Source organism: Polaromonas aquatica, assembly GCF_050626995.1.
Lineage (GTDB): Bacteria > Pseudomonadota > Gammaproteobacteria > Burkholderiales > Burkholderiaceae_C > Polaromonas > Polaromonas aquatica_A.
This window is the reverse complement of record NZ_CP192467.1, coordinates 1,083,468-1,107,203: the sequence shown is the minus strand read 5'-3', so window position 1 is coordinate 1,107,203 and position 23,736 is coordinate 1,083,468. Positions and strand designations below refer to the sequence as shown.

Annotated in this window: 24 protein-coding genes and 1 tRNA gene; 11 read left to right on the top strand and 14 right to left on the bottom strand. The window is 61.1% G+C overall.

What is annotated here, in order from left to right:
• Positions 1-46 precede the first annotated feature (46 nt).
• From ACQ4MS_RS05365 to ACQ4MS_RS05320, 10 genes are all read right to left on the bottom strand, one after another.
• The gene (locus tag ACQ4MS_RS05365; RefSeq protein ID WP_431098231.1) at positions 47-1,426 is read right to left on the bottom strand and encodes a sigma 54-interacting transcriptional regulator; all 1,380 of its coding nucleotides are present in this window, start codon (positions 1,424-1,426) and stop codon (positions 47-49) included.
• Positions 1,423-2,121 carry a hypothetical protein gene (locus ACQ4MS_RS05360; protein ID WP_431098229.1) on the bottom strand — a complete coding sequence of 233 codons (699 nt, stop codon included), beginning with the start codon at positions 2,119-2,121 and terminating at the stop codon, positions 1,423-1,425. The genes ACQ4MS_RS05365 and ACQ4MS_RS05360 overlap by 4 nt, the downstream gene beginning before the upstream one ends.
• Positions 2,105-3,526 (bottom strand): sensor histidine kinase, encoded by a 1,422-nt coding sequence (locus ACQ4MS_RS05355; RefSeq protein WP_431098228.1) that lies wholly within the window; start codon positions 3,524-3,526, stop codon positions 2,105-2,107. Before ACQ4MS_RS05355 ends, ACQ4MS_RS05360 begins: the two co-directional genes overlap by 17 nt.
• 26 nt (positions 3,527-3,552) lie before the next feature.
• Entirely contained in the window at positions 3,553-4,896 is a 1,344-nt protein-coding gene (miaB, locus tag ACQ4MS_RS05350) for a tRNA (N6-isopentenyl adenosine(37)-C2)-methylthiotransferase MiaB (RefSeq protein ID WP_431098227.1), read from the bottom strand.
• A 121-nt stretch (positions 4,897-5,017) separates the two neighbouring features.
• Positions 5,018-5,482 carry a hypothetical protein gene (locus ACQ4MS_RS05345; protein ID WP_431098226.1) on the bottom strand — a complete coding sequence of 155 codons (465 nt, stop codon included), beginning with the start codon at positions 5,480-5,482 and terminating at the stop codon, positions 5,018-5,020.
• 150 nt (positions 5,483-5,632) lie between these two features.
• A tRNA-Met gene (locus ACQ4MS_RS05340) sits at positions 5,633-5,709 on the bottom strand.
• A 199-nt stretch (positions 5,710-5,908) separates the two neighbouring features.
• Positions 5,909-6,706 (bottom strand): enoyl-CoA hydratase, encoded by a 798-nt coding sequence (locus ACQ4MS_RS05335; RefSeq protein ID WP_431098225.1) that lies wholly within the window; start codon positions 6,704-6,706, stop codon positions 5,909-5,911.
• Positions 6,707-6,806: 100 nt separating this feature from the next.
• The gene (locus tag ACQ4MS_RS05330) at positions 6,807-8,612 is read right to left on the bottom strand and encodes a M61 family metallopeptidase (RefSeq protein WP_431098223.1); all 1,806 of its coding nucleotides are present in this window, start codon (positions 8,610-8,612) and stop codon (positions 6,807-6,809) included.
• Between the two features lie 159 nt (positions 8,613-8,771).
• Positions 8,772-9,488, bottom strand: a complete 717-nt coding sequence (locus ACQ4MS_RS05325; RefSeq protein WP_431098222.1) for a DsbC family protein — start codon at positions 9,486-9,488, stop codon at positions 8,772-8,774.
• Positions 9,489-9,514: 26 nt separating this feature from the next.
• Positions 9,515-10,636: an FAD-dependent monooxygenase gene (locus ACQ4MS_RS05320; protein ID WP_431098221.1), complete on the bottom strand. Its 1,122-nt coding sequence runs from the start codon at positions 10,634-10,636 to the stop codon at positions 9,515-9,517.
• A gap of 93 nt (positions 10,637-10,729) precedes the next feature.
• Between ACQ4MS_RS05320 and ACQ4MS_RS05315 the strand changes: the two genes are divergently transcribed.
• Positions 10,730-11,641 carry an MOSC domain-containing protein gene (locus ACQ4MS_RS05315; protein WP_431098220.1) on the top strand — a complete coding sequence of 304 codons (912 nt, stop codon included), beginning with the start codon at positions 10,730-10,732 and terminating at the stop codon, positions 11,639-11,641.
• Here ACQ4MS_RS05315 and ACQ4MS_RS05310 read toward each other — a convergent pair.
• Positions 11,626-13,431, bottom strand: coding sequence for a sensor domain-containing diguanylate cyclase (locus ACQ4MS_RS05310; RefSeq protein ID WP_431098219.1), 1,806 nt, complete (start codon positions 13,429-13,431; stop codon positions 11,626-11,628). The two genes, ACQ4MS_RS05315 and ACQ4MS_RS05310, sit on opposite strands and share 16 nt — an antisense overlap.
• A 109-nt stretch (positions 13,432-13,540) precedes the next feature.
• Here ACQ4MS_RS05310 and ychF point away from each other — a divergent pair, with 109 nt between their 5' ends.
• From ychF to ACQ4MS_RS05295, 3 genes are all read left to right on the top strand, one after another.
• A complete protein-coding gene (gene ychF / locus ACQ4MS_RS05305; RefSeq protein WP_431098218.1) occupies positions 13,541-14,632 on the top strand; it encodes a redox-regulated ATPase YchF in 1,092 nt (363 codons plus the stop codon).
• A 175-nt stretch (positions 14,633-14,807) separates the two neighbouring features.
• On the top strand, positions 14,808-15,164 hold the full coding sequence (locus ACQ4MS_RS05300; protein ID WP_431098217.1) for a RidA family protein: 357 nt from the start codon (positions 14,808-14,810) through the stop codon (positions 15,162-15,164).
• Positions 15,165-15,203: 39 nt separating this feature from the next.
• Positions 15,204-15,941, top strand: coding sequence for an rRNA pseudouridine synthase (locus ACQ4MS_RS05295; RefSeq protein ID WP_431098216.1), 738 nt, complete (start codon positions 15,204-15,206; stop codon positions 15,939-15,941).
• Positions 15,942-15,953: 12 nt separating this feature from the next.
• On the opposite strand, the gene ACQ4MS_RS05290 is transcribed toward ACQ4MS_RS05295, so the two are convergent.
• Complete coding sequence (locus ACQ4MS_RS05290) at positions 15,954-16,436, bottom strand: YqaA family protein (protein WP_431098215.1); 483 nt, start codon at positions 16,434-16,436, stop codon at positions 15,954-15,956.
• 142 nt (positions 16,437-16,578) lie between these two features.
• Here ACQ4MS_RS05290 and dusB point away from each other — a divergent pair, with 142 nt between their 5' ends.
• From dusB to purH, 3 genes are read left to right on the top strand one after another with little or no spacing between them, the layout of a single operon-like run.
• Positions 16,579-17,667 carry a tRNA dihydrouridine synthase DusB gene (dusB, locus tag ACQ4MS_RS05285; RefSeq protein WP_431098214.1) on the top strand — a complete coding sequence of 363 codons (1,089 nt, stop codon included), beginning with the start codon at positions 16,579-16,581 and terminating at the stop codon, positions 17,665-17,667.
• Entirely contained in the window at positions 17,664-17,900 is a 237-nt protein-coding gene (locus ACQ4MS_RS05280; RefSeq protein WP_431098213.1) for a Fis family transcriptional regulator, read from the top strand. Before dusB ends, ACQ4MS_RS05280 begins: the two co-directional genes overlap by 4 nt.
• A 59-nt stretch (positions 17,901-17,959) precedes the next feature.
• A complete protein-coding gene (purH, locus tag ACQ4MS_RS05275) occupies positions 17,960-19,543 on the top strand; it encodes a bifunctional phosphoribosylaminoimidazolecarboxamide formyltransferase/IMP cyclohydrolase (protein ID WP_431098212.1) in 1,584 nt (527 codons plus the stop codon).
• Between the two features lie 240 nt (positions 19,544-19,783).
• Here purH and hemL read toward each other — a convergent pair whose 3' ends face one another.
• Both hemL and thiD read right to left on the bottom strand, forming a co-directional pair.
• A complete protein-coding gene (gene hemL, locus ACQ4MS_RS05270; protein ID WP_431098210.1) occupies positions 19,784-21,124 on the bottom strand; it encodes a glutamate-1-semialdehyde 2,1-aminomutase in 1,341 nt (446 codons plus the stop codon).
• A complete protein-coding gene (thiD, locus tag ACQ4MS_RS05265) occupies positions 21,105-22,070 on the bottom strand; it encodes a bifunctional hydroxymethylpyrimidine kinase/phosphomethylpyrimidine kinase (RefSeq protein WP_431098209.1) in 966 nt (321 codons plus the stop codon). The genes hemL and thiD overlap by 20 nt, the downstream gene beginning before the upstream one ends.
• An 82-nt stretch (positions 22,071-22,152) precedes the next feature.
• Between thiD and ACQ4MS_RS05260 the strand changes: the two genes are divergently transcribed.
• The 4 genes from ACQ4MS_RS05260 (at position 22,153) to ACQ4MS_RS05245 (ending at position 23,714) form a co-directional block, all read left to right on the top strand.
• Positions 22,153-22,326 carry a rubredoxin gene (locus ACQ4MS_RS05260; RefSeq protein WP_431098207.1) on the top strand — a complete coding sequence of 58 codons (174 nt, stop codon included), beginning with the start codon at positions 22,153-22,155 and terminating at the stop codon, positions 22,324-22,326.
• 72 nt (positions 22,327-22,398) lie between these two features.
• A complete protein-coding gene (locus tag ACQ4MS_RS05255) occupies positions 22,399-22,797 on the top strand; it encodes a response regulator (RefSeq protein WP_431098206.1) in 399 nt (132 codons plus the stop codon).
• Positions 22,797-23,162 (top strand): response regulator transcription factor, encoded by a 366-nt coding sequence (locus ACQ4MS_RS05250; protein WP_007864987.1) that lies wholly within the window; start codon positions 22,797-22,799, stop codon positions 23,160-23,162. Before ACQ4MS_RS05255 ends, ACQ4MS_RS05250 begins: the two co-directional genes overlap by 1 nt.
• Before the next feature lie 21 nt (positions 23,163-23,183).
• The gene (locus tag ACQ4MS_RS05245) at positions 23,184-23,714 is read left to right on the top strand and encodes a chemotaxis protein CheW (protein ID WP_431098205.1); all 531 of its coding nucleotides are present in this window, start codon (positions 23,184-23,186) and stop codon (positions 23,712-23,714) included.
• Positions 23,715-23,736 lie beyond the last annotated feature (22 nt).

Below are 23,736 nucleotides of genomic sequence, written 5' to 3'. Positions count from 1 at the left end.
AGGCTGTCGCCAGCCAGCGACGCCGCGCTGTGGCGCAGCGACAGACTCAGGAGGAGCCAGAGCTCTCAGCTTTGAAATGTCCTGGCGTCAGCCCGTGCTTTTGCATGAGGCGGTAAAACTCGGTCCGGTTGCGGTCGGCCAGCCGGGCCGCGTCGGCCACGTTGCCGTCGGTCAATTTGAGCAACCCGACCAGGTAGTCGCGCTCAAAGTGCTGCTTGGCCTCGGCAAAAGTGAGCACCTGCACGCTCGGTGAGCGCAGGGCCCGCTGCACCAGTGCCAGCGGCACCAGCGGTGTGGTCGACAGCGCACAGACCTGTTCCACCACGTTGTAGAGCTGGCGGACGTTGCCCGGCCACGCTGCGGTGGTCAGGGCCTTTAGGGCTTCGGGCGCGAAGCCGCTCAGGCGTTTGTTGTATTTGGTGGCGAGCTTCAGCAGGAAATGGTTGGCCAGCAGAGGGATGTCCTCGCGGCGTTCAGACAGCGGGGGCAGGGTCAGCGTGACCACGTTGAGCCGGTAATACAGATCGGCGCGGAATTGGCCCTCCGCCATGGCGGCGTCCAGGTCGCGGTGTGTGGCCGAGATGATGCGCACGTCCACCGGGATAGACTGGCTGGAGCCCAGCGGCCGGACCACGCGCTCCTGCAGCACGCGCAGCAGCTTGACCTGCAGCGCAGGCGGCATGTCACCGATTTCATCGAGCAGCAGGGTGCCGCCGTCCGCCGCCTGGAAGAGGCCCTTGTGATTGGCTACTGCGTCGGTGAAGGCGCCCTTGACGTGGCCGAACAGCTCGGATTCCAGCAGGGCTTCCGGGATTGCGCCGCAATTGACCGCAATGAAAGGCTTGCTGGCCCGTGCGCCTGCCTGATGGATGGCCTGGGCCAGCAGCTCTTTGCCGGTGCCGCTTTCACCGCGTAGCAGCACACTGGCGTCCGACTGCGCCACCATGCGTGCTTCAGCCAGGGCTTCCGCCATGCGGCTGGAGCGGCTGATGATCTGGTTCTGCCAGGCATCGGGGCTGCCCCGTTTGGCTGGGTTGGTAGGTGCACTGAGCGCCAGGGCCTGGGCGATCTTGTCGAGCAAACCCTTGCCGTCAAAGGGCTTGGTGAGGTAGGTGAACACACCGCGCTCCGTAGCCTCCACGGCGTCGGGAATGGTGCCATGCGCGGTCAGCAGAATTACCGGCAGCGAGGGGTGTTGCTGGCGGATGTCATCAAACAGCGCCAGGCCGTCCCGGCCGGGCAGGCGCACGTCGCTGAGCACCAGCTGCGGCCGCTCGATATGCAGCTGGGTTAGTGCCGCCTCGGCCGAGGTGACTGCGGTGACGCGATAACCCGCCGCGGTGAGCCGCATGGTGAGCAGGCGCAGCATGTCGGCGTCATCATCCACGACAAGCAGGTGGGGCGCGGTCAGGGCTGGGTCGCTCATGGCGCAGTGGGGCGGGCCCGGCTGGCGGGGGGTATGGGGGCTGAGGCCGTTGCCGCCGGCTGCCGGCTGGTCAGGCTGCGTTCAATGGCCTTGAGCGCTTCGAGGCGCTCGTTGGTCTGGTCCAGCTTGCGCTGCGCGTCGCGCAGTTGCTGGCCCTGTTTGTCAAGCTGCTCTTCAAGGCGGCGCTGCTCGGCATAACGTGACGCCAGCAGGCGGGCCAGGGGGTGCAGGGGCTGGGCATCGGCATTGCCCAGCACACGGGCGAGCAGCTCCTGGGCGCGTATCAGGTCGGGCAGCTGCCGCAACTGCGCGAGCACCAGGGAGAGCTGCAGCTGGGTTTCGGGGCTGGCTGCGTCGCCGAGCCGGCCGGCCTCCTGGGTAAGTTCGGTCGGCGGCATGACGCGCACACGTTCGGCGTAAGCCAGCATGCGCAAAGTCATGCCGCTGGCGAAAACAACCGCCTCCGGTAGTGGCGGGGGCTGGCTGGCACTGGCCCGTGCGGCTTCGGCGGCGGAGGCTGCGGCTCGGGCGGCAAGGACCGCGGCTGTGTCGGCGTCGGCCCGCTCGTTGGCGGGACCATCGCTGCTGCAGGCTGCCAGCGCGAGCGCCGCCATCAAGGCCAAAGCCGGTCGCAAGCCGCGCCCAGCCGGGCGGGCCGCAAGTGAATGGTGGGAAATGTCAGTGCTTGGAAGCATGGGGAAGCTCTATTCTGAAGTGTGCACCAGGTTGATCCGGCATCAAGGCAATACTTCCGCCGTGCGCAGCAATGTACTCGTGCACGATGGAAAGGCCAATTCCGCTGCCACGGACCACGTCGTTCGGCTGGCGCTCGCCGCGGTAAAAAGGCTCGAACACGCGGTCGCGATCGGCCTCTGCCACGCCCACGCCCTGGTCATGGATATCGATACGGGCAAACCCCTTGAGCTGGCTGAGCTCCAGCCGGATCATGCCTTTGTGCGGGGAATAGCGAATGGCGTTGGAAAGAAGGTTGGCCACCGCAGTGCCGATTTTTTCGGGGTCAATTTCCATCACCAGCGGTTCGCCAACGACAGTGACCGTCAGTTCCCGCGCGCGCCACTGCAGGCGCTGGGCATACACCTGCTCTTCCAGGAGTTGCAGCAGGTCGATACTTTGGCGGTTCAGGTGACGCGCCTCGAACGCGGCGGTATTAAAGCGCAGCAGGTCCTCGATCTGGCTTTGCAGTACGCCGGTGTTGTGCCTGAGGATTTGCGCTATTTCGCGTTGGTCATTGCTCAGCGTGCCGGCCACGCCGTCTTCCAGCAGCGACACCCCTTCGCGCAGCGACGCCAGCGGTGTTTTGAGTTCGTGCGAAATATGGCGAAGGAAGCGCGATTTGTCGGCATCCAGCTCGACCAGCCGCAGGCGCAACCAGTTCAAACGCTGTCCCACCAGGGCGAGGTCGGCAGGCCCCTGGATGGTGATCACCTGGTCGAGGCGGTTCTCGCCCAGGCCCACGATGGCGCTTTCCAGGCGCCTGAGCGGCAGCGTAAACCACACCCCGAATGCCAGCGCCATGGCGATGGCCAGCACGATGGCCCAGGTCACCTGCTGGGTCAGCCGCTGGCGGCTGGCCTCCAGCTTGCCTTCGAGCAACCTGTTGCGCTGCTGGATTGCCTGTTGCACTTGCACCGCAATGGCGGCGTTGACACTTTCCAGTTCGCGGAATTCCAGTGCCAGCTGGCGTTCGCGGTCCAGCGCCGTGCCCGCCGGCCCGGTCAGCAAATCCTGGATGTTTTGCATGTGCGTGCGCCATTGCCGGGCCTGGGCGACTGGTATGTCTTCGCGCGCCAGACTGGTCAGGATGTCCGCGGCTTCACGGGCTTCATCACCGAAGCGCTCACGCAGTACCCGGTCGTCGAGGACGACCGATTGGCGGGATGTGCGTTCCATCGATACGCTGCGCTCGGCCAGGGACTGCGCGGCGCTGCTGAGCTCGAGCGCGCGGGCAGCGTTGCTCCGGCTTTGCAGCGAAAGGTCTTCCAGGGTAAACAGCGCCCGCAGTGAAGCGGCGCCCAGCAGGGCGGCAATCAACAGGAACGCGATGACCAGGAGTTGCCGGAACGAAAACCGTTGCAGCATGTGCGTGGGGCGTGTCAGCAGTGGTTTCAGGCCGCCAGCGCGACGTCCTGTATGAGGACTTCACCGCGCAGCGAGCGCTGCGTGGCCTGGGTGATGGTGATGTCCAGCATCTGGCCGATGAGGCGCGGCTGGCCCTTGAAGTTGACCACGCGGTTGCATTCCGTGCGGCCCATGAGCTCGGTTGGGTCCTTGCGCGAGGTGCCCTCGACCAGGATGCGCTGCACCGTGCCTTGGCGGCTGGCGCTGATGGCGCGCACGCTGTCGTCGATGGTGGCCTGCAGGTGCTGCAGCCGCCGCAGCTTGACCTCGTGCGGCGTGTCGTCGTGCAGCGCGGCGGCCGGCGTGCCGGGACGCGGGCTGTAGATAAAACTGAACGAGGTGTCGTAGCCGATCTCGTCGATCAGCTTCATCATCTTGCCGAAGTCGTCTTCGGTCTCACCGGGAAAACCGACGATGAAATCGCTGCTCATCGCAAGATCCGGGCGAATGGCGCGCAGCTTGCGGATGGTGCTCTTGTATTCCATGGCGGTATAGCCGCGTTTCATGGCCATCAGGATGCGGTCGGAGCCGTGTTGCACCGGCAGGTGCAGGTGGTTTACCAGCTTGGGCAGTTTGGCATAGGCATCGATCAGGCGCTGCGTGAACTCATTGGGGTGGCTGGTCACATAGCGGATGCGTTCAATGCCGGGGATGTCGGAGACGTATTCGAGCAGCGTCGCGAAGTCGGCGATCTCGGCGGTGCCGCCCATGGGGCCGCGGTAGGCGTTGACGTTTTGCCCAAGCAGTGTGACTTCCTTGACGCCCTGGTCGGCCAGTCCGGCGACTTCGACCAGCACGTCCTCAAAGGGCCGCGAGACTTCTTCGCCGCGGGTGTAGGGCACGACGCAGTAGCTGCAGTATTTGGAGCAGCCTTCCATGATGCTCACGAACGCACTCGCGCCCTCCACCCGCGCCGGCGGCAAGTGATCGAATTTTTCGATTTCCGGGAAGCTGATGTCGACCTGCGGCTTGCCCAGGCGCGCCCGGCTGGCCAGCATCTGCGGCAGGCGGTGCAGGGTCTGCGGGCCGAAAACGACGTCGACATACGGCGCGCGCTGGATGATGGCCGCGCCTTCCTGGCTGGCCACGCAGCCGCCTACACCGATCAGTACGCCTTTTTCCTTGAGGTGCTTGACACGGCCCAGGTCGCTGAAGACTTTTTCCTGCGCCTTTTCGCGCACCGAGCAGGTGTTGAAAAGGATCAGGTCGGCCTGTTCCATGTCCTGCGTCGGCTCGTAGCCCTCGGCGGCATGGAGCACGTCGGACATCTTGTCCGAGTCGTACTCGTTCATCTGGCAACCGAAGGTTTTGATGAAGACTTTTTTGCTCATGATGCTGACCCTGACCGATTGGCGTTTTCCGTTGGCCTGCCGCGATTGCTATTAAATTAATAGCTGCTTGCGCCCTTATTTAAGGGGCATGAGGCCAATTTGATGCTTGAAGAAGTGGACGTTACTGCTTGTAGGCAGGTAACTGGTCGTACGGTGTCTTGCCGTTGTCCACTGCCTTGGCTGGGGCACCGCTGCCGAAGTTGAAAATCGTGCCAGTATTGCCGCCGGGCCGCTTTTCCCTGGCCTCTTCTGCGTTGAGGATCCAGACCTCATGCACCTCGCCGGTGTTGCTGCGCACATAGTTCACCACCAGCTTTTGGTTCAGGAATGGGCCGGACAACACAAAATTGTTGTTGATGTCACGTATGCGTGCACCCACTGACAGTTTGTCCTGCCTGCCATCCATGGTGATGACCGGCGGTGCCACCACTACCATTTCGCCGCGGACGGCTTTTGGCGGGAATTGCCGGACGTTGGGTTTGACAGGCTCGGCCGGGTCGGTCTGCGCCAGCGCAGGCAGGCCTATCAGGCCGGCAGAGGCGCTCAGGGCCGCGAGGAGGGGAATTAAACGGGAGCAGCGGTTCATGGTATGTGTCCAGAGGCTGTTGTGAATATGAAAAGGATAGCAAAGAATGGCCAAAACGCGCCACGAAATGCCATAAAGGGCCAGGAAGACCCAAAACACAATGAACAAAGCCCCAGGGGAGGGGACCCTCTGGGGCTTCGAAAGCATTCTTGGTGGTCGTAGGTGGACTTGAACCACCGACATCAGCATTATGAATGCTGCGCTCTAACCAACTGAGCTATACGACCGACAGCCGATGATTATAGCCAAAACTTGAGCCATCCCGCAACGCCGGGCACCCAAAACTAGCCAGTCCAGCACCACTGGTAGTGCCCAAAGAATTCTTCAAGCCATGCGCCCCGGCACCGGCTTTGCCGGGCCGGAGGGCGGGCAGCCCCTCGAGGGGCAGGAAACTACACGAAGTAAGCGGCCGTGGGGGCTCTTTTTCTATCGGTGTTTGAAGACGGGTTTGCGCTTGTTGACGAAGGCGTCCATGCCTTCTTTCTGGTCTTCGGTGGAAAACAACGAATGAAAGAGGCGGCGCTCGAACATCACGCCGTCGCTCAGGCCGCTTTCAAACGCGCGGTTGACGGCTTCCTTGGCGGCCATGACGCTGGGCTGGCCAAAGGTACAGATCATCAGCGCAGCGCCCAGCGCCTCGTCCATGAGTTTTTCCAGCGGCACCACGCGGCTCACCAGGCCTGAGCGTTCGGCCTCCTGGGCATCCATCATGCGGCCGGTCAAGGCCATATCCATGGCTTTCGCCTTGCCTACGGCACGAGGCAGGCGCTGCGTGCCGCCGGCGCCGGGGATGATGCCCAGCTTGATTTCGGGCTGGCCAAATTTGGCATTATCAGCGGCGATGATGAAGTCGCACATCATGGCGAGTTCGCAGCCGCCGCCCAGTGCGAAACCGCTGACAGCGGCAATCACCGGCTTGCGGATGCTGCGGATCTGCTCCCAGTTGCGGGTGATGTAATCGTTGTTGTACACATCGGCAAAGCTGTACGTGGCCATGGCGCCAATGTCGGCGCCGGCGGCAAAGGCTTTTTCACTACCGGTCAGGATGATGCAGCCTATGGTTTCATCGGAATCAAACGCTTTGAGCGCCCGGCCCAGTTCATCCATGAGCAAGTCGTTCAGGGCGTTAAGTTGTTTGGGCCGGTTGAGCGTAACGATGCCAACCTTGCGGCCATCCGGGCCTTCGCTGCGTGTTTCAATGGTTTCGTAGGGTGCGGCAGGCATGAAATAAGTCCTTTTGGCTGAGAATGCGTCCGCAATGATGCCACGGGGTCTTCCCGTTCCGGTCAGTCGCTGATTCCCCGAGTTCGGGGGACTGAGCCAGTCAGGCCTTGGGCCCCAGCCACTGGTCCATCAGCGCAGCATCCTGCACCGCCAGGCGCCAGGTCGTGAGTGCGGGTGGCATGGCCAGCACCAGCCGCATCAGGCGCTTGTCGCGGGAGACCAGGGCGATGACCTTTTTTGCGCTGCCGGCGTAGTGCGTCACGTCGTCGAGCCGGCTCATGCGCCAGCCGCTGTCGGCTGGCCGGCCGGCCGATTTGCCCACTGATTCCACGCCTAGCCATTCGTCACCCGCAGCAAAGCCAGCGCGCTCGGCGGTGCCGCCGCGCAGCACAGCCTTGATCTGCACCACGCCCTGGGCTTCACTGACGCGCAGACCCAGCCGATGGGCAAGTTGCGCCGGCTCTTCCGTGACTGCCACACCATGTTGCTGCAGCAGGGTTTTGAGCGGGAGCTCCTCCCGCCCATGGACCCAGCGGGCCAGCTCGGCGGCAAACGAGCGATGGCCCGCCGCTGCAAGTTCCTCCGCAAAATCCGCCTCGCGCATGGGCCCGGCCTTGCAACGCTGCCATAGCGCCCGCATCACATTGTCCAGCGTCGCGCCTCTTGTAGCCCCGCCTTCTGTCCGAAGCGTCAGGTCAAAACACAGCGCCACCAGCGCCCCCTTGGTGTAGTAGCTCACGGTGGCGTTCGGGGTATTTTCATCCTGGCGGTAGTACTTCACCCAGGCGTCGAAACTGGCCTGGGCCACCGACTGCACCAGCCGTCCCGGCGTCTGCATCACCTGGTTAATGGTTTTGTTGAGGACCTTCAAATAACCCGCGTTGTCCAGCAGGCCTGCGCGGCGCAGGAACAGATCGTCGTAGTAGCTGGTAAAGCCTTCGAAAAACCACAGCAGGCTGGTGTAGTTCTCGCTGCTGTAGTCGTAGCTTTCAAATTCTGCGGGACGCAGCTGTTTGACGTTCCAGGTGTGGAAGTATTCATGGCTGATGAGGCCGCGCAGCGTGGTGTAGCCCTCAGCGGTGCGGGATTCACCCACGCGCGGCAAGTCCTTGCGGTTGCAGATTAGCGCGGTCGAGTTGCGATGCTCCAGCCCGCCATAACCGTCGTCCACCGCATTGAGCATGAAGAGGTAGTTCCGGAAGGGCGGTTTTTTGGTGCCGTGCCAGAAGCGGATTTCCGTTTCGCAGATCTTCTGGGTGTCCGTCAGTAGCCTGTCGCCATCAAAGCTGGCGGCGGCTCCCGCCACCACCAGCCGGTGCGGCACACCGCGGGCCATGAAAGTGCCACTCCAGAATGTGCCCATCTCCACGGGGCAGTCCACCAGCTCATCGTAGTTGGCTGCCTCATAGGTACCGAAGCCCTGTTTGCTGGTGTGGCGCGGCGTCAGGCCGGTGGCCAGCGACCAGCCCTTGGGGGATTGGGGCGCCGGGACTTCCAGCGCATGCACTGCGTTTTCGCGGCCATGCACCTTCAGGCACAGGCTGGTTCCGTTGAAAAAGCCGCGATGGGCATCCAGCCAGGCGCTGCGTACGGAGTTGTCGTTGGCATACACCTCATAACGCAGCACCAGCGGCCGGACTGGCGAACACTGCACTTGCCAGGTGCATTTGTCGAGTTGCTCGACATGAAGCGGCGTGCGGCCCGTCTGGCGCGCATCCAGGTGCTGCAGGTTTTTGGCGAACTCCCGCACCAGATAGCTGCCGGGGATCCATACGGGCAACGAGACCCGCTGCAAGGCTTCGGGTTGCGCAATCGTGAGGGTTACGCGAAAGAGATGGGCGTGCAGGTCGCCTATTTCGACGCGGTAATGAAGGGGGAAGGGAGAGGTTTTTGGGGTGCCTGGCATCTTGTGGACAGAATACCCCAGGTCTGCCGCAAGCTGCCTGAGCGCTCCTGTAGATCGAATCACTCAGCTGAAGTGTGCTATCAAAAAAGGAGCTGATCGCGCTGGTTGTATATGGGCTGGCGGCTTGCTTTTATGAAATTAGGCTGTTTGGCCTCACTCTCAGGGGGTTTTGGCACTGAGCAACATTTTTTCGACCTCTTGGGCGCTGACTGCACCTGGCGCGCGGGACCCATCGGCAAAAATCAGGGTAGGCGTGCCGGTGATATTGTATTTCTGGCCAAACTCGCGGTTTCGCTTGATGGCCGAAATGTCGCATTCGGCAGCCGCAGGCGCGGTGTTGCGAAGCATCCAGTCGTTCCAGGCCTTTGGTTTGTCTTTGGCGCACCAGATGTTGCGTGACTTGGCTAGGGAGTCCGGCCCAAGTACCGGGAACAGAAAGAGATAAACGGTGACATTGTCGATGTTGGTCAGCTCCCGTTCGAACTGTTTGCAATAACCGCAATTCGGATCCTCGAACACCGCCAGCTTGCGTTTGCCATCACCACGGACAATCTTGAAAGCGTCCTTCAAAGGAAGTTTGTCGAAGTCGACCGCGCTGAGTTTCCCGATGCGTTCTTCGGTCAGATTCTTACGGGCTCTTACATCCATAAGCTGGCCCTCCAGCAGGTAATTGCCCTGCTCATCGGTATAGAAAATGTTAAACCCGACACGCACTTCATAAAGGCCATTGATCGGTGTCTTGCTGACTTCATCGATCTTGGCAAAAGCGGGGAATTTTTCGGAGAGGTTTTTGCGTATGACGGCTTCCTGCGCAAATGCAGGGACAAGGCTGAATGCCAGCAGGCCGAGCGCGGTGATCAATTTCACGATTTTCATTTCAGTTCCAGTGTGTTTCGCTCTCGCTACAAACCTGCGGCCTGCCGCGCCAGCCAGCCCTTGAGCAAACCGCTGCGTTCAAACCCTTTCATGCCCCAGTTGCGCAAAGCCTGCCAGCGTTCGTCGGTTTGCGCAAAAATCCCGTGCAGGCCGTCAGTCACCGCGCCCATTGCCGCTACATCGGCCTTGCGGGCTCTTTCGTAGCGCCGCAGCAGCTTTTCGTCGCCCAGTCCGCGCCAGTATTCCCGTTTGGAAACCACCTCGGCCAGGCACACCGCATCGGCCAGCCCCAGGTTCAAACCCTGGCCGGCCAGCGGATGCACCGTGTGCGCTGCATCTCCCGCCAAAGCCCAGCCTGGACCCACCCAATGCCCGGCGCTTGACAGGGAGAGCTGCCAGCTGGCCCGCTCGCTTGTCAGCTCCAACCGGCCGGTTTCCAGGCCGCAGACGGCTTCAAGGGCGCTGCAAAATTCCTCCGGCGGCAATTTCTCCAGCATGCCGGCGCGCTGTACCGGGACAGACCACACCAGCGCCGCCAAGTTCCCGTTCGCACCGGATAAAGGCAAAAGCGCGAGTATGTCGCTGCCAGTAAACCATTGGCGGGCGATTCCCCCATGGGGTTTATCCATTTCAAGCCTGGCTGCGATGGCCTTTTGCGGATAGGGTTTGACGGTCCAGTTGACCGGCCGGGTCTGTGCGAATTCGTCGCGGCTCGCGCTTTTTTGCCCTTCGCAGATGACGGTGAGTGCAGCTTTGGCGGGAGCCTCCACCGTTTCGATCTGCGGCTGGTAGCGCACTGCCTGGATCAGTTGCTGCTCCAGTGCGGGAACATCCACGATCCAGGCCAGCGCTTCCTGACCGGCACTGCGTGCCGTGAAATCCACCTTGCCGCCACCGTCCCCCCAAACCTGCATCTCAACCACCGGTGTGGCAAACGCCGCATCAGGCCAGGCGCGCAGGGTTTCCAGCACCTTGCGTGAGGCGTTGTTAAGGGCGTATGCACGCACATCTGCGACCGGATTCGACCCCGCGGGCTTTTCCGGCCGGACAACCAGGGCTACACGCAGGCGCTCGCGCGCCAGCAGCAGGGCCAGCGTGCGGCCCACCACGCCGTCGCCGCGAATACAGACATCAAAGGTCTTGGACATGCCCCATTTTAGGAGGCAGGGCAAAATTGAGGCTGGGGCCAACAATCATTCCGCACTTTTGCCCCGGCACCCGTGAACATAAAGGCTGAAAAAGTGAGCGATCCGTTAAACCACACATTGCCGGCTGATGCGCCGTCCGACCTCAGCGCCGTGATTTCACGTCTCTACGTATATCCGGTGAAATCCTGCGCCGGCGTGCAGGTGCAGGATGCCCTCCTGACCGAAACCGGGCTGGAATTTGACCGTGCCTGGATGGTGGTGGACGACAAGGGGCATTTCCTTACGCAGCGCGAATTGCCGCGCATGGCGCTCATCAAGCCCCAGTTGAGGCATCACGACATGGTGCTTCGCGCACCCGGCATGCTGGCGCTGCATATCGCACTGGACCAGGTGGAAGAGCCGGTGCGCGTGCAGGTCTGGAAGGATGAGGTTCACGCTTACGACATGGGCCCGATCGCGGCGCAGTGGTTCACTGATTTTCTCGGGCAGACGGCGCGCCTGGTGCGGTTTGATCCGGAGCACAAGCGGGTGAGCAGTCCGCAGTGGACGGGCGATGTGGAAGCTCTCAACCAGTTCAGCGACGGCTACCCGCTGCTCATGCTCAGCGAGGCTTCATTGGCGCAATTCAACGAAAAGCTGGCGGCTGCAGGCGCGCCCGCTGTGGGTATGGAGCGCTTTCGGCCCAACATTGTGTTGGGCGACGCAACCGGCGCTGATGGCCTGGCGCCGCATGACGAGGACCGCATTGAGATATTGCACATCGCAACGGAGCAGGGCGTAGTCCAGCTCAAACCGGTCAAACCCTGCCCGCGCTGCCCGATTCCCAATATCGACCCCGCCACGGCCGTCAGCAGCCCGGAGGTGGGCGACATGCTGCAAACCTATCGCCAGGACGCCCGGGTGAACGGCGCGTTGACGTTCGGCATGAATGTCATCGTGCTGGCGGGTGTTGATCATCAACTCAAGGTGGGTCAGCAGGTGGGGGCGAACTATCTGTTTGAATGACTTTTGACAGCGCGCAGGTGTGGCGGCGCGTGGGCTGCTGCGGGAGGGGGAAGCACCTGCGGCGCCTGCGGGCCGCTTGAAAGGCTGTCGAGGGCTGATTCGGTGTCCAGAGGCATTGGATGTGTGGACTCCGGCTCGAGGAAGCGGATGGGCCTGCGCGTGCGGGATGCCATGCTGTGCAGCAGGTCGCCCAGGGCCGTGGATATCTGCTCATGGCTGCCAAGACGTTCGCTGAGGAGTACGCCCGCGACATGAAACTGCAGCACTACTTCCGGCTTGAGGCCTTTGAGCGGCATGAGGCCTGCCGCGATCAGGCGCGCCGCCAGCTCGGTGACCGGCGAGCGTGAGGCAACGCCTTCGAGGATCAGGCCGAAGCGCGCCTCGTCAATACGACCCACCGTGTTGACATCACGCAGGATGCGGCGCAACTTGATGACACTGCGCAGCAGGCTTTGCTCGGCTACGGCCGTGCCCCAGGTTTTCTTGATGTACCGGTAGTTGACCAGTTCGATGTACACCACGGCGGCAGGCTCCTGATGGCGTTGGGCCCGGCCCACCACCTGCTTGAAACGGTCATGGAAAAGATGGGCGGCGAGGAGGCCGGTCAGGGCGTCCTGGCTGGACATGGCCTGCTCGCGCGCTTCCACCGCGTGGCGTTCGTGCGAGCGTGTGTTCAGCGCTATCAACAGCAGGGGCACCTCTAGGGTCAGTGCCACCATCAGGCCGTACTGCGACAGCCATGAAACAGAATACAGGCCGAAGATGCTGGTGACAGTAAAGAGTGTCACCAGCCCCAGCGGAGTGAAGGCCGCCATTACCCAGAAGCCCACGATGTCCTGGCGGCGCCAGGTCATGTAGGCCCGGCTTATCCCGAGCAGGACCACAGCAATCAGGTAAACACCAATAAGACGAACGCCCGATCCACGTTCCAGAAAAAGATATACCAGTGCAAGCGGCACGCCGGCCACACCGGTCCGGTAAGCAAACCGTTCAAACCACTTGTAGCGCGGGCCCGGACCGCACAGGTGATGCACCACCAGCAGCGCCGAGCCACCGCCCAGAATGGCCAGGCAACCCTGCGCCATGTTGTTCCAGGTGCTGAAATTGCCCCACAGGATATGACCGGCCAAGCCCGTCCAGGCGGCCACCACCAGCGCCATGATGGTTGCATACACGGCATACCAGCCATAAGCCCGGTCGCGGTAAATCCAGCTCTGCACCGCGCAGGCAATGATCAGCAGCACCAGTGCGCCGAATACCGCGCCGATGGCAAGGTATTCCAGCTGAAGCCGCTGCGCCAGGCTGCTTTGGGTGCTGACGCGAACAGGAATGCTGATTTCCGTCTGGTGCTGTATGCGCACATAAACGTCGTGCACGCCGCTGTCAGGCAAATTCAGGCGAAAACGCCCGTAACGGCCCGGTTCGGGCCAGGTGGAAACGGCCACGGTGTCCCCGGCAGTTTTTGAGGTCCACCCGCCTGATGGGGTGCGCTGGTAAACCGTCACCAAATCCAGCAGAGGTATTGGGAACTCCAGCAACCAGTCCTGGCGCGAGTCGGACGCCTTGCTAAGCCGGTAATGCAGCCACAGCGCTGCGTTGGGCCCGAGCGAATAAACCGCGCGATCCCCGGCCGGCACAAAAGCGGCGCCCGGCCGGCCCCCCGCCAGCTGGTCGATGCCGGCCTGGCCGTCGGGGTCAACCCAGGCGGAGCTTGCTGTGCTGACGTCCAGCGTCGGGCTGGTGTCGTTCAATGACACGACGGGCTGGGCACGCACTGAACCGGCAAGCATCCCCAAAGACCCGGCCAGTAAAAAGGTGGCGAACGCCTGCCACAAAGCGCTCCATCCCCGGCCGCCCGCGCATCGAATACACTTCTCAGCCTGTTTTTGAAGGTTTGTCATGAGTTTGAAGTGCGGCATTGTAGGCTTGCCTAACGTCGGTAAATCCACCCTTTTCAATGCGTTGACCAAGGCGGGGATCGCGGCTGAAAACTACCCCTTTTGCACCATTGAGCCCAATGTTGGCATCGTGGAAGTACCCGACCCTAGGTTGGCGCAATTGGCAGAAATCGTCAAGCCCGAGCGCATTGTTCCGGCGATCGTCGAATTTGTGGACATTGCCGGCCTGGTGGCAGGCGCCAGCACGGGGGAGGGCCTGGGCAACAAGTTCCTGGCTCACATCCGCGAAACCGACGCCACGGTCAATGTGGTGCGTTGCTTTGAAGACGACAACGTGATCCACGTCGCCGGCAAGGTGGACCCGATTTCCGACATCGAAGTCATCCAGACCGAACTCTGCCTTGCGGACCTGGCTGCGGTTGAGAAAGCCCTGCACCGTGTGACTAAAACCGCTCGCTCTGGCGACAAGGAGTCCATCAAGCTGGTGGCCATCCTGGAGAAATGCCAGGCCGCGCTCAATGAAGGCAAGCCGGTACGTACCGTGGATTTCAGCAAGGAAGAAGCACCGCTGCTCAGCCAGTTTTTCCTGATCACCGCCAAGCCAGCCATGTTTGTGGCCAACGTGGCCGAAGACGGCTTCGAGAACAACACTTTCCTCGACCGCCTCAAGGCTTATGCGGCAGAGCAAAAGGCACCGGTCGTGGCGATCTGCGCCAAGATGGAGGCCGAAATGGCCGACATGGAAGAAGAAGACAAAAAAATGTTTCTCGCGGAGATCGGCCAGGACGAGCCGGGGCTCAACCGCCTCATCCTGGCGGCGTACAAATTGCTGGGTTTGCAGACCTACTTCACCGCAGGCGTGAAGGAAGTGCGTGCCTGGACCATCCACGTAGGTGACACCGGACCGCAGGCCGCGGGCGTGATTCACACGGACTTCGAGAAGGGCTATATCCGCGCCCAGACCATTGCGTTTGCCGACTTCATCACCTACAAAGGTGAGCAGGGCGCCAAGGATGCGGGCAAGATGCGCAGCGAAGGAAAGGAATACGTCGTCAAGGATGGCGATGTGATGAACTTCCTGTTCAGCAGCTGAGCTGCAGTGTCTGGCGCCTGAAGGGCCGGGCATCAGGGCCCCGGCCGCGCCACAATACGACACAACAGCCCGCATAGCGGGAAATGCTGGGCTGCTTGAACTTCGCACGTGATGTCCCCTTCACCGGCCCGCAGGCAGATATTCCCCGTTAACACATCCCTTCGAAAGAAAACACATGTCCATCCAGCGCATTGAAACCGGCCCACGCATGTCCCAGGCTGTCATCCACAACCAAACCGTTTATCTCGCAGGCCAGGTGGCTGGCGACGACGCCGGCCCCGGTGTGTACGAACAGACCCGCAGCATCCTGGCCAATATCGACCGCCTGCTGGCCGCCTCCGGCAGCGACAAGTCGCGCCTCCTGAGCGCCACCATCTGGCTGACTGACATGGACAGCTTTGGCGAAATGAACCGCGCCTGGGAAGCCTGGGTCGTGCCGGGTGCCACGCCGGCGCGCGCCACGGTCATGAGCCCGCGCCTGGCTGCAGCCAAATACCATGTTGAAATCGGCGTGGTGGCGGCGCAAGGCTGACATCTGTTTGACGCCTGTGCCGTCATAAGGCCTGCCGCGATGACAGAACCCGTTCGCCTTGCCAAGCGTCTGGCTGAAATGCTGTCCTGCTCTCGCCGTGAGGCCGAACAGTACATCGAAGGCGGCTGGGTCACTGTTGACGGCGTGACCATCGAAGAACCCCAGTTCCGGGTATCGGGCCAGGCTGTCGTGCTGGACAGGGATGCCAGCCTGCTGGCGATGACCCCGGTGACCATGCTGCTGCACAAGCCGGCCGGCCAGGAAGCGCAACCCGAGGGCGGTGCGGCACAGGCGGCCCAGTTGTTGTCGGCCGCCACGCAATCGCCCGATGACCGCTCCGGTATCCGGCCGCTCAGGAAGCATTTCTCCACAGCGGAACTGGTGACGCCGCTGGCAACGCCTGCCAGTGGGTTGGTCGTACTGACGCAGGACTGGCGCGTCGTGCGCAAGTTGCGCGAAGACGCGCGTGTGATGGAACATGAGGTGATCGTCGATGTCAGCGGCAACATCAAGCCTGGCGGGCTGGACCGGTTGAACCGTGTGGACCACGGGTTTACTTTCAGGGGCGTTCTGTTGCCCCCGGCCAAGGTGAGCTGGCAAAGTGAAACCCGGTTGCGCTTTGCCCTCAAGGGAGAAATGCCGGGGCAGATTGCCTATATGTGCGAAAGCGTGGGGCTGGTGGTGGAAGCCATGAAGCGGCTGCGCATAGGCCGTGTATCGATGAGCCAGCTGCAGCCCGGGCAGTGGCGTTACCTGTTGCCGCACGAACGCTTCTGATCCCTGCGGCGGCTAGCCGGTGACGACGCCGGGAAACGCCCAGATCAGGCTGCCCGTCATCATGAAGTAGCGCAAAAACTTGCCGATTGCCATATAGGCCAGGCAAGGCCAGAACGGAAACTTGAGCCACCCCGCCACTGCGCAGAGCGGGTCTCCGACCACTGGCAACCATGCCAGCAGGCAGGCTTTGGGGCCGAGTTTTTCCAGCCACCGGACGGCTCGGCCGTGGTGTGACGAATGCTGATATTTGTCTACCACCTTGTGGGCGCCGTAGCCTATCCACCAGTCCAGCGCGCCGCCTAGAGTGTTGCCCGCAGTGGCGACCAGCACCGCTGGCCAGAACATGGCGGGGTTCAGTTTGACCAGGCCAAAGACCACTGGCTCCGAGCCCAGCGGCAGCAGCGTGGCCGAGATGAAGGAAACCACAAACACCGTGCTCAGACCGTATTCGGGCAGGGCCAAAAGTTCTATCAGGCGTTGAATCCAGGCTTCCATATATCTATTTGAGTATAGGCAAGGTGAGCTTGCCGCCGCGTCAGGAAGACACTTACAACTCCGTTTCCAAATTTCAATTGCTGAAATTTTGGGCAGGTACAATCGTGCCTCCTTTTTCAGCAACTCGCAGCGCTCACCCTCCATGAACATCGGCCCCTACGCTTTGGCAAACAACCTGTTTGTCGCGCCCATGGCGGGTGTCACAGACAGGCCGTTTCGCCAGTTGAGCAAGAAGCTGGGTGCGGGTTATGCCGTCAGCGAAATGGTGACGTCGCGCCGCGACCTGTGGGACACGCTGAAGACCTCGCGCCGTGCCAACCACGAAGGTGAGGCCGCACCCATTGCCGTGCAGATTGCCGGTACCGATGCGCAGATGATGGCTGAAGCAGCCATGTATAACATCGACCGCGGCGCACAGATCATCGACATCAATATGGGTTGCCCGGCCAAAAAGGTGTGCAATAAATGGGCGGGCTCGGCGCTGATGCAGGACGAACCCCTAGCCCTGCAGATTGTGGATGCCGTGGTGGCCGCCTGTGCGCCGCGCAATGTGCCTGTGACGCTCAAAATGCGCACCGGCTGGTGTCAGGCTGAAAAAAACGCCTTGGCCATTGCGCGTGCGGCCGAGAGCTCCGGCGTGCAGATGGTCACAGTGCATGGCCGCACGCGCGAGCAAGGCTACAAGGGCCACGCCGAATACGACACGATTGCCGCCGTGAAAGCTGCGCTGCGCATTCCGGTGGTCGCCAACGGCGACATCACCAGCCCCGAAAAAGCGCGTGATGTGCTGGCTTACACCGGCGCAGATGCCGTGATGATCGGCCGTGCGGCGCAGGGGCGGCCCTGGATTTTCCGCGAGATTTCGCATTTCCTTTCAAGCGGCACGCATCTTGCGCCGCCGCTGGTGGCAGAGGTCGAACGCCTGCTGCTGGACCATCTGCGCGACCATTACGATTTGTATGGCGAATACACCGGCGTGCGTACAGCGCGCAAGCATATCGGCTGGTATGTGAAGACCTTGCCGGGCGGTGAAGCATTTCGCGCACGAATGAATTTGCTGGAAGACTGTGAAGCGCAACTGAAGGCGGTGGGAGATTTTTTTGAGGAACTGGGCACGCAGATGGACCGGATTCCGGTGACTGCCGCCGAGGTGTATGACGAGGGCGTGCCTGCGCAGGCACGGGTGGACAAAGATAAAAACCAGGAAAATCAGGAAGAAGCAGCTGCATGAGCAAAAAACACATCGAAGAGTGCATACGCACCAGCCTGGAAGGTTATTTCAAGGACTTGCGCGGCACCGAGCCCGACGGCATGTACGAAATGATGGTCAAGGTGGTGGAAAAACCGCTGCTGGAAGTGGTCATGCAACATGCCGAACAAAACCAGTCGCGCGCTGCCGAATGGCTGGGCCTGAACCGCAACACCCTGCGCAAGAAGCTGGTTGAGCACAAGCTCATCAAATAAAAATACGCTCCCCGTTGCCCGGACCTCTTGCCGGTCATCCTCCTTTTGAGAAGACAAAAATGAACGCACTGATTTCCGTATCGGACAAAACCGGCATCCTCGAATTTGCACAGGCGCTGCATGCCCTGGGCATCACGCTGCTGTCTACAGGCGGCACGGCCAAGCTGCTGGCGGATGCCGGCCTGCCGGTCACCGAAGTCGCCGACCACACCGGCTTTCCTGAAATGCTCGACGGCCGGGTCAAGACATTACATCCAAAGATCCACGGCGGCCTGCTGGCGCGGCGCGATGTGCCCGAACACGTGGCCGCATTGAAAACCCACGGCATCGACACCATCGACTTGTTGGTGGTCAATCTCTACCCGTTCGAGTCGACCGTCGCCAAGCCAGGCTGCACGCTGGAAGACGCGATTGAGAATATCGACATTGGCGGCCCGGCCATGGTGCGGTCGGCGGCGAAGAACTGGAAAGACGTCGGTGTGCTGACCGATGCGTCGCAGTACGCGGGCGTGCTGGATGAGCTGAAATCCGGTGGCAAGCTCAGCGACAAGACCAAATTCGCCCTGTCGGTGGCCGCGTTCAACCGCATCAGCCAGTACGACGGCGCGATCAGTGACTATCTCTCCGGCATCCAGGCCGACGGCAGCCACGGCATGTTCCCCGGCCAGGCTAACGGACGCTTCGTGAAAGTGCAGGACCTGCGTTACGGCGAAAATTCGCACCAGCAAGCCGCGCTGTACCGCGACCTTTATCCCGCGCCTGGTTCGCTGGTGACGGCCAAACAATTGCAGGGCAAAGAGCTCTCGTACAACAACATCGCCGACGCCGACGCTGCCTGGGAGTGCGTCAAGAGTTTTGACTTGCTGAAAGACGGCGCCGCCTGTGTGATCGTCAAGCATGCCAACCCTTGCGGCGTGGCGGTGGGCAAGGACGGCCTTGAAGCCTACGGCAAGGCCTTCAAGACGGATCCGACTTCGGCTTTCGGCGGCATCATTGCCCTCAATTGCCCACTGGACGAACGCGCCGCGCAACAGATCTCGAAGCAGTTTGTTGAGGTGCTGATGGCACCTGCTTTCACGCCTGAAGCGCTGGAAGTCTTCAAGACCAAGGTCAACGTACGGATTTTGCAGATCGACTTGCCCCCCGGCGGTGACACAGCCTGGAAACAGGGCCGCAACCTGATGGACGTCAAGCGCGTGGGTTCAGGCCTGCTGATGCAGACAGCCGACAACCACGAGCTGGCCATTGGCGACCTGAAAGTCGTCAGCAAGCTGCAACCCACGCAGGAACAGCTGCACGACTTGCTGTTTGCCTGGAAGGTCGCCAAGTACGTCAAATCCAACGCCATCGTCTTTTGCAAGGACGGCATGACATTGGGCGTCGGTGCCGGCCAGATGAGCCGAATTGACTCGGCGCGCATCGCCTCCATCAAGGCCGCCAACGGCGGGCTGACGCTGCAGGGCTCGGCGGTGGCGAGTGATGCCTTCTTCCCGTTCCGTGACGGCCTCGATGTGGTGGTGGATGCCGGCGCGACCTGCGTGATCCAGCCCGGCGGCAGCATGCGGGATGACGAGGTTATCGCGGCAGCCGACGAGCGCGAAGTGGTGATGGTGCTGACCGGGGTCCGGCATTTCCGGCATTAAGTCACGGTTTAAGCATTTTTGATCGGTATGCCAATAGAGATGGGCGCTAGAAGCTATCAAATTTATAGCGCAGCGCGTCTCTTTTCCGTTTCGGGTGACAGGTCAGGAGGAGCGGAGCAAGAACACTTCCGCACCTTGATCCCCGGATCACTGTGCGATTGCTATTGATTTAATAGCTACTGACGCCCGCCATGATTGGGCTGCAGCCAAAACACTGCAACATATGGTGAGGACTCTGCTTCAGGCAGCGGCGAAGAACCTGGCCGCTGCCGCAACCGTCGCCTCGATGTCCGCGTCCGTATGCGCTGAACTCACGAAGCCCGCTTCATACAGCGCTGGCGCGTAGTACACGCCACTGTCCAGCATGGCGTGAAAGAAGCGGTTGAAGGCCGGGCTGTCGGTCGTCATCACGGTCGCGTAGTTCTGTGGCAACTGGTTGAGCAGGAAAAAGCCGAACATGCCGCCTTCGCTGTCACCGCAAAACGGTACGCCGGCTTTGCTGGCCGCCTGCGTCAGGCCTGTGACCAGGCTGCGGGTTCGCGTGCCGAGGGCCTCGTAAAACCCGGGTTTGGCGATCTCACGCAAGGTTGCCAGGCCGCAGGCTGTGGCTACGGGGTTGCCTGAGAGCGTGCCCGCCTGGTAAACCGGGCCCAGTGGCGCCAGCTGTTCCATCACGGCACGGGTGCCACCAAAAGCTGCCAGCGGCATGCCGCCACCTATCACCTTGCCCATGACGGTCATGTCGGGCTTGAAGCCGGGAATGCTGCGGGCATAGACGCTTTGGGCGCCGCCCAGCGCCACGCGAAAGCCGGTCATGACCTCGTCGAACACCAGCAGCGCGCCATGCTGCGTGCACAGTTCGCGGCAGCGCTTCATGAAGGGTACGCTGGCGCGCACAAAATTCATGTTGCCGGCGATCGGTTCGATCATCAGGCAAGCGATGTCCTTGCCGTGCAGCGCGAAGGCTTCCTCGAGCTGGGCGAGGTGGTTGTATTCGAGCACCAGGGTGTGTTGCACCACTTCGGGCGGCACGCCGGCGCTCGTCGGGTTGCCGAAAGTGGCCAGACCTGAACCTGCCTTGACCAGCAACGCATCGGCATGGCCGTGGTAGCAACCTTCGAACTTGATGATCTTGCTGCGGCCGGTGGCACCGCGTGCCAGGCGGATGGCGCTCATGGCGGCTTCGGTGCCGGAACTCACCAGTCGAACCATCTCGAGCGAAGGCACCAGCCGCACAATTTCTTCGGCGAGCTCCACTTCGCGTTCGGTCGGTGCGCCGTAGGAAAAACCTTCCAGCACGGCTTGTTGCACGGCTTCGACTACCGCCGGATGGCCATGGCCCAGGATCATGGGGCCCCAGGAGCCGATGTAGTCGATGTAACGCTGACCATCCGCATCCCAGAAGTAGGCGCCTTGGGCACGCTGGATAAAACGGGGTGTGCCGCCCACTGCCTTGAAGGCGCGGACGGGGGAGTTGACGCCGCCAGGAATCAGTTTTTTGGCACGCTGAAACAGCGCATCGTTACGGGAAAGCTCAGCGGGAAGAGGCTTGGCGGGGGGCTTAGTGTTTGGTTGTTCCATTGGGGGGCAGGTCAATTTCAGTCTTCAAAACCAGGGCGGCGTCATCGCCTGACTCGGCATCGGCCGCTTCGTCTTCGGATTCATCGACATCCGCCTGCGCCCAGAACAGGCGGTCCGGCACGATATTCCCCATGCCGGGGTGAAAGCCGGCGTCCAGGCTGTGGTCCAGGTAAGTCAGTGCCTCGGAGGTGGCCGCCTGCAGGTCGTGGCCATTGGCCAGCAACGCACAAAGGGCTGCGGAAAGCGTATCTCCCGCACCGGCGAAGACCGCCTCGAAGCGTTCGAATTTTTCACTGTAGAGCACGGCTTGCGGCGTGGCCAGTACGTTGTCGATGAATTGGTCGGGCAGGGGGATTCCGGTGACCAATGTGTAGGGAACACCGAGATCGGCGGCGGCCTTGGCAATGTCCCGGGCAGAGGGATTGCGCTCTCCTGACCAGTCCGGCAGGAGCCAGCGCCACAGGCTGCTGTGGTTGCCGACCAACACTGTGGTCTGCGGCAGCATCAACTCGCGAAAGGCGTCCAGGTAGCTGTCAATTTCACTTTCTTCCCACCACGACAGGTTGGGCATATAGGCAATCAGCGGCACGTCGGCGTAATCCGTGGCGATCTCGGCAATGGTGCTGATGTTCTCGGGGCTTCCGACAAATCCGACCTTGATGGCGGATACCGCCATGTCTTCCAGCGCTGAACGGGCCTGGTCGGTCACGGCCTCCTCGTCGAAGGGAAAGTGGTCAAAAATTTCAGCCGTATCTCGCACATAAGCGCCAGTTACAACTGCCAGCGCATGGGCTCCGGCCGAAGTGATCGAGGCAATGTCCGCTGTCAGCCCGCCGGCCCCGCTGGGGTCGTTGGCGTTGAATGTCATGACGCAGGCCGGAGATGCGTCGGTGTCCTCGATTTGGAGTTGTCGGCTGTCCAGGGGAGGATTTTGGGGGTTTGCCATAGGCTACGATTTTGCCTTGTACGCGAATAAGCAACGCCGCCTCGATACAATTGTTGCATTCTATTCGAAGGCAACTTAAGCTGTGACTCAAACAATGACCTGGATGTGTTTAATTTGTGGGTGGATTTACGACGAAGCTGCCGGTGCACCCGAGCATGGGATTGCCGCCGGAACGCCTTGGGTGCAAGTGCCCATGAACTGGACCTGTCCCGAATGCGGAGCCCGCAAGGAAGACTTTGAAATGGTTCAGATTTAAGCGTCTTAGGTACTTGCCTGGACAATCGCGGGCCGGCATTTGCCGGTGCCCGCAACATGAGGAGCATAGGCAGTGAGTATTCCCAGTTCCGGACTGAAGGTTTTGGTCATCGATGACAGCAATACCATCCGGCGTAGCGCCGAGATATTCCTGAAGCAGGGAGGGCATGAAGTATTGCTGGCCGAAGACGGGTTTGATGCCCTGTCCAAAGTTAACGACTACGAACCCAACCTGATCTTCTGCGACATTTTGATGCCTCGCCTGGACGGCTATCAAACCTGCGCGATCATCAAGCGCAATGCGAAGTTTGCGGGTGTTCCAATTGTGATGCTGTCTTCGAAGGACGGTGTTTTCGACAAGGCGCGGGGACGCATGGTGGGGTCTCAAGACTACCTGACCAAGCCTTTTACAAAAGATCAGCTGCTGCAGACCGTGCAGGATCTCGGCAGCGCTAAACAAGGAGCAGTGTGATGGCAATCAAGAAAATACTGGTAGTGGACGACTCCAAGACCGAATTGATGTTTCTGACCGATTTGCTGGTCAAAAATGGGTTCACGGTCAAAACCGCTGAAAATGCGGAAGATGCATTCCGCCGTCTGGCGGAAGACAAGCCTGAGCTGATCCTGATGGATGTGGTGATGCCCGGGCAGAACGGATTCCAGCTGACGCGTGCCATCACGCGCGACCCGCTGTACTCTGATATCCCCATCATGATGTGCACCAGCAAGAACCAGGAAACTGACCGCGTCTGGGGTATGCGGCAGGGCGCTCGTGATTACATCACCAAGCCTGTGGATGCTGATGAGCTGATGGCCAAAATCAAGGCCCTTGGCTGATTTACGGCGTAAAACCAAAGCATGGCGAATAGACAAGCGCTTAGAGAGCTACAAACCCGGCTGGCCGACAGGCTCCAGATTGCGCGGACGCAAGGTGTCGCTGCTTCGTGGCTGGCCGTAGAGGCGGGCGGAAAAAAGTACCTGTTTCCCCTGAGTCAATCCGGGGAGATTTTCCCTTGGGTCAATACGCAACCTGTGCCGTATACGCAAGCCTGGTTTGCCGGCGTTGCCAATTTGCGGGGCGGCCTGTTTGGCGTCGTGGATCTGGCGAGTTATGTCAGCGGCCAGGCTCCCCCTCCCAAAAACGAGCTTGCACGCACTGACTCCAGGCTTGTTGCACTCAATAGCGCGCTTGAAGTTAACTGTGCCCTGCTGATTGACAAGCTATCCGGATTACGCAATCAGGAGGCGTTCAGCGACTTCTCTGAAAAAGCGCCCGATGCGCCCGATTTCTTTGGCAACCAGTATGTTGACCTCAATGGTGCAACCTGGCAGGAAATCAACCTTCAGTTGCTTGCTCAGCAAGCGCATTTTTTGACGATAGGCGCATAGCGCACACTGTTTCTCTCCCGGA

Excerpts from the sequence above, each read along its gene's own strand:
- ACQ4MS_RS05365 (WP_431098231.1), bottom strand. The coding sequence starts at position 1,426 with ATGAGCGACCCAGCCCTGACCGCGCCCCACCTGCTTGTCGTGGATGAT.
- ACQ4MS_RS05360 (WP_431098229.1), bottom strand. The coding sequence starts at position 2,121 with ATGCTTCCAAGCACTGACATTTCCCACCATTCACTTGCGGCCCGCCCG.
- ACQ4MS_RS05355 (WP_431098228.1), bottom strand. The coding sequence starts at position 3,526 with ATGCTGCAACGGTTTTCGTTCCGGCAACTCCTGGTCATCGCGTTCCTG.
- miaB (WP_431098227.1), bottom strand. The coding sequence starts at position 4,896 with ATGAGCAAAAAAGTCTTCATCAAAACCTTCGGTTGCCAGATGAACGAG.
- ACQ4MS_RS05345 (WP_431098226.1), bottom strand. The coding sequence starts at position 5,482 with ATGAACCGCTGCTCCCGTTTAATTCCCCTCCTCGCGGCCCTGAGCGCC.
- ACQ4MS_RS05335 (WP_431098225.1), bottom strand. The coding sequence starts at position 6,706 with ATGCCTGCCGCACCCTACGAAACCATTGAAACACGCAGCGAAGGCCCG.
- ACQ4MS_RS05330 (WP_431098223.1), bottom strand. The coding sequence starts at position 8,612 with ATGCCAGGCACCCCAAAAACCTCTCCCTTCCCCCTTCATTACCGCGTC.
- ACQ4MS_RS05325 (WP_431098222.1), bottom strand. The coding sequence starts at position 9,488 with ATGAAAATCGTGAAATTGATCACCGCGCTCGGCCTGCTGGCATTCAGC.
- ACQ4MS_RS05320 (WP_431098221.1), bottom strand. The coding sequence starts at position 10,636 with ATGTCCAAGACCTTTGATGTCTGTATTCGCGGCGACGGCGTGGTGGGC.
- ACQ4MS_RS05310 (WP_431098219.1), bottom strand. The coding sequence starts at position 13,431 with ATGCTTGCCGGTTCAGTGCGTGCCCAGCCCGTCGTGTCATTGAACGAC.
- ychF (WP_431098218.1), top strand. The coding sequence starts at position 13,541 with ATGAGTTTGAAGTGCGGCATTGTAGGCTTGCCTAACGTCGGTAAATCC.
- ACQ4MS_RS05300 (WP_431098217.1), top strand. The coding sequence starts at position 14,808 with ATGTCCATCCAGCGCATTGAAACCGGCCCACGCATGTCCCAGGCTGTC.
- ACQ4MS_RS05295 (WP_431098216.1), top strand. The coding sequence starts at position 15,204 with ATGACAGAACCCGTTCGCCTTGCCAAGCGTCTGGCTGAAATGCTGTCC.
- ACQ4MS_RS05290 (WP_431098215.1), bottom strand. The coding sequence starts at position 16,436 with ATGGAAGCCTGGATTCAACGCCTGATAGAACTTTTGGCCCTGCCCGAA.
- dusB (WP_431098214.1), top strand. The coding sequence starts at position 16,579 with ATGAACATCGGCCCCTACGCTTTGGCAAACAACCTGTTTGTCGCGCCC.
- ACQ4MS_RS05280 (WP_431098213.1), top strand. The coding sequence starts at position 17,664 with ATGAGCAAAAAACACATCGAAGAGTGCATACGCACCAGCCTGGAAGGT.
- purH (WP_431098212.1), top strand. The coding sequence starts at position 17,960 with ATGAACGCACTGATTTCCGTATCGGACAAAACCGGCATCCTCGAATTT.
- hemL (WP_431098210.1), bottom strand. The coding sequence starts at position 21,124 with ATGGAACAACCAAACACTAAGCCCCCCGCCAAGCCTCTTCCCGCTGAG.
- thiD (WP_431098209.1), bottom strand. The coding sequence starts at position 22,070 with ATGGCAAACCCCCAAAATCCTCCCCTGGACAGCCGACAACTCCAAATC.
- ACQ4MS_RS05250 (WP_007864987.1), top strand. The coding sequence starts at position 22,797 with ATGGCAATCAAGAAAATACTGGTAGTGGACGACTCCAAGACCGAATTG.
- ACQ4MS_RS05245 (WP_431098205.1), top strand. The coding sequence starts at position 23,184 with ATGGCGAATAGACAAGCGCTTAGAGAGCTACAAACCCGGCTGGCCGAC.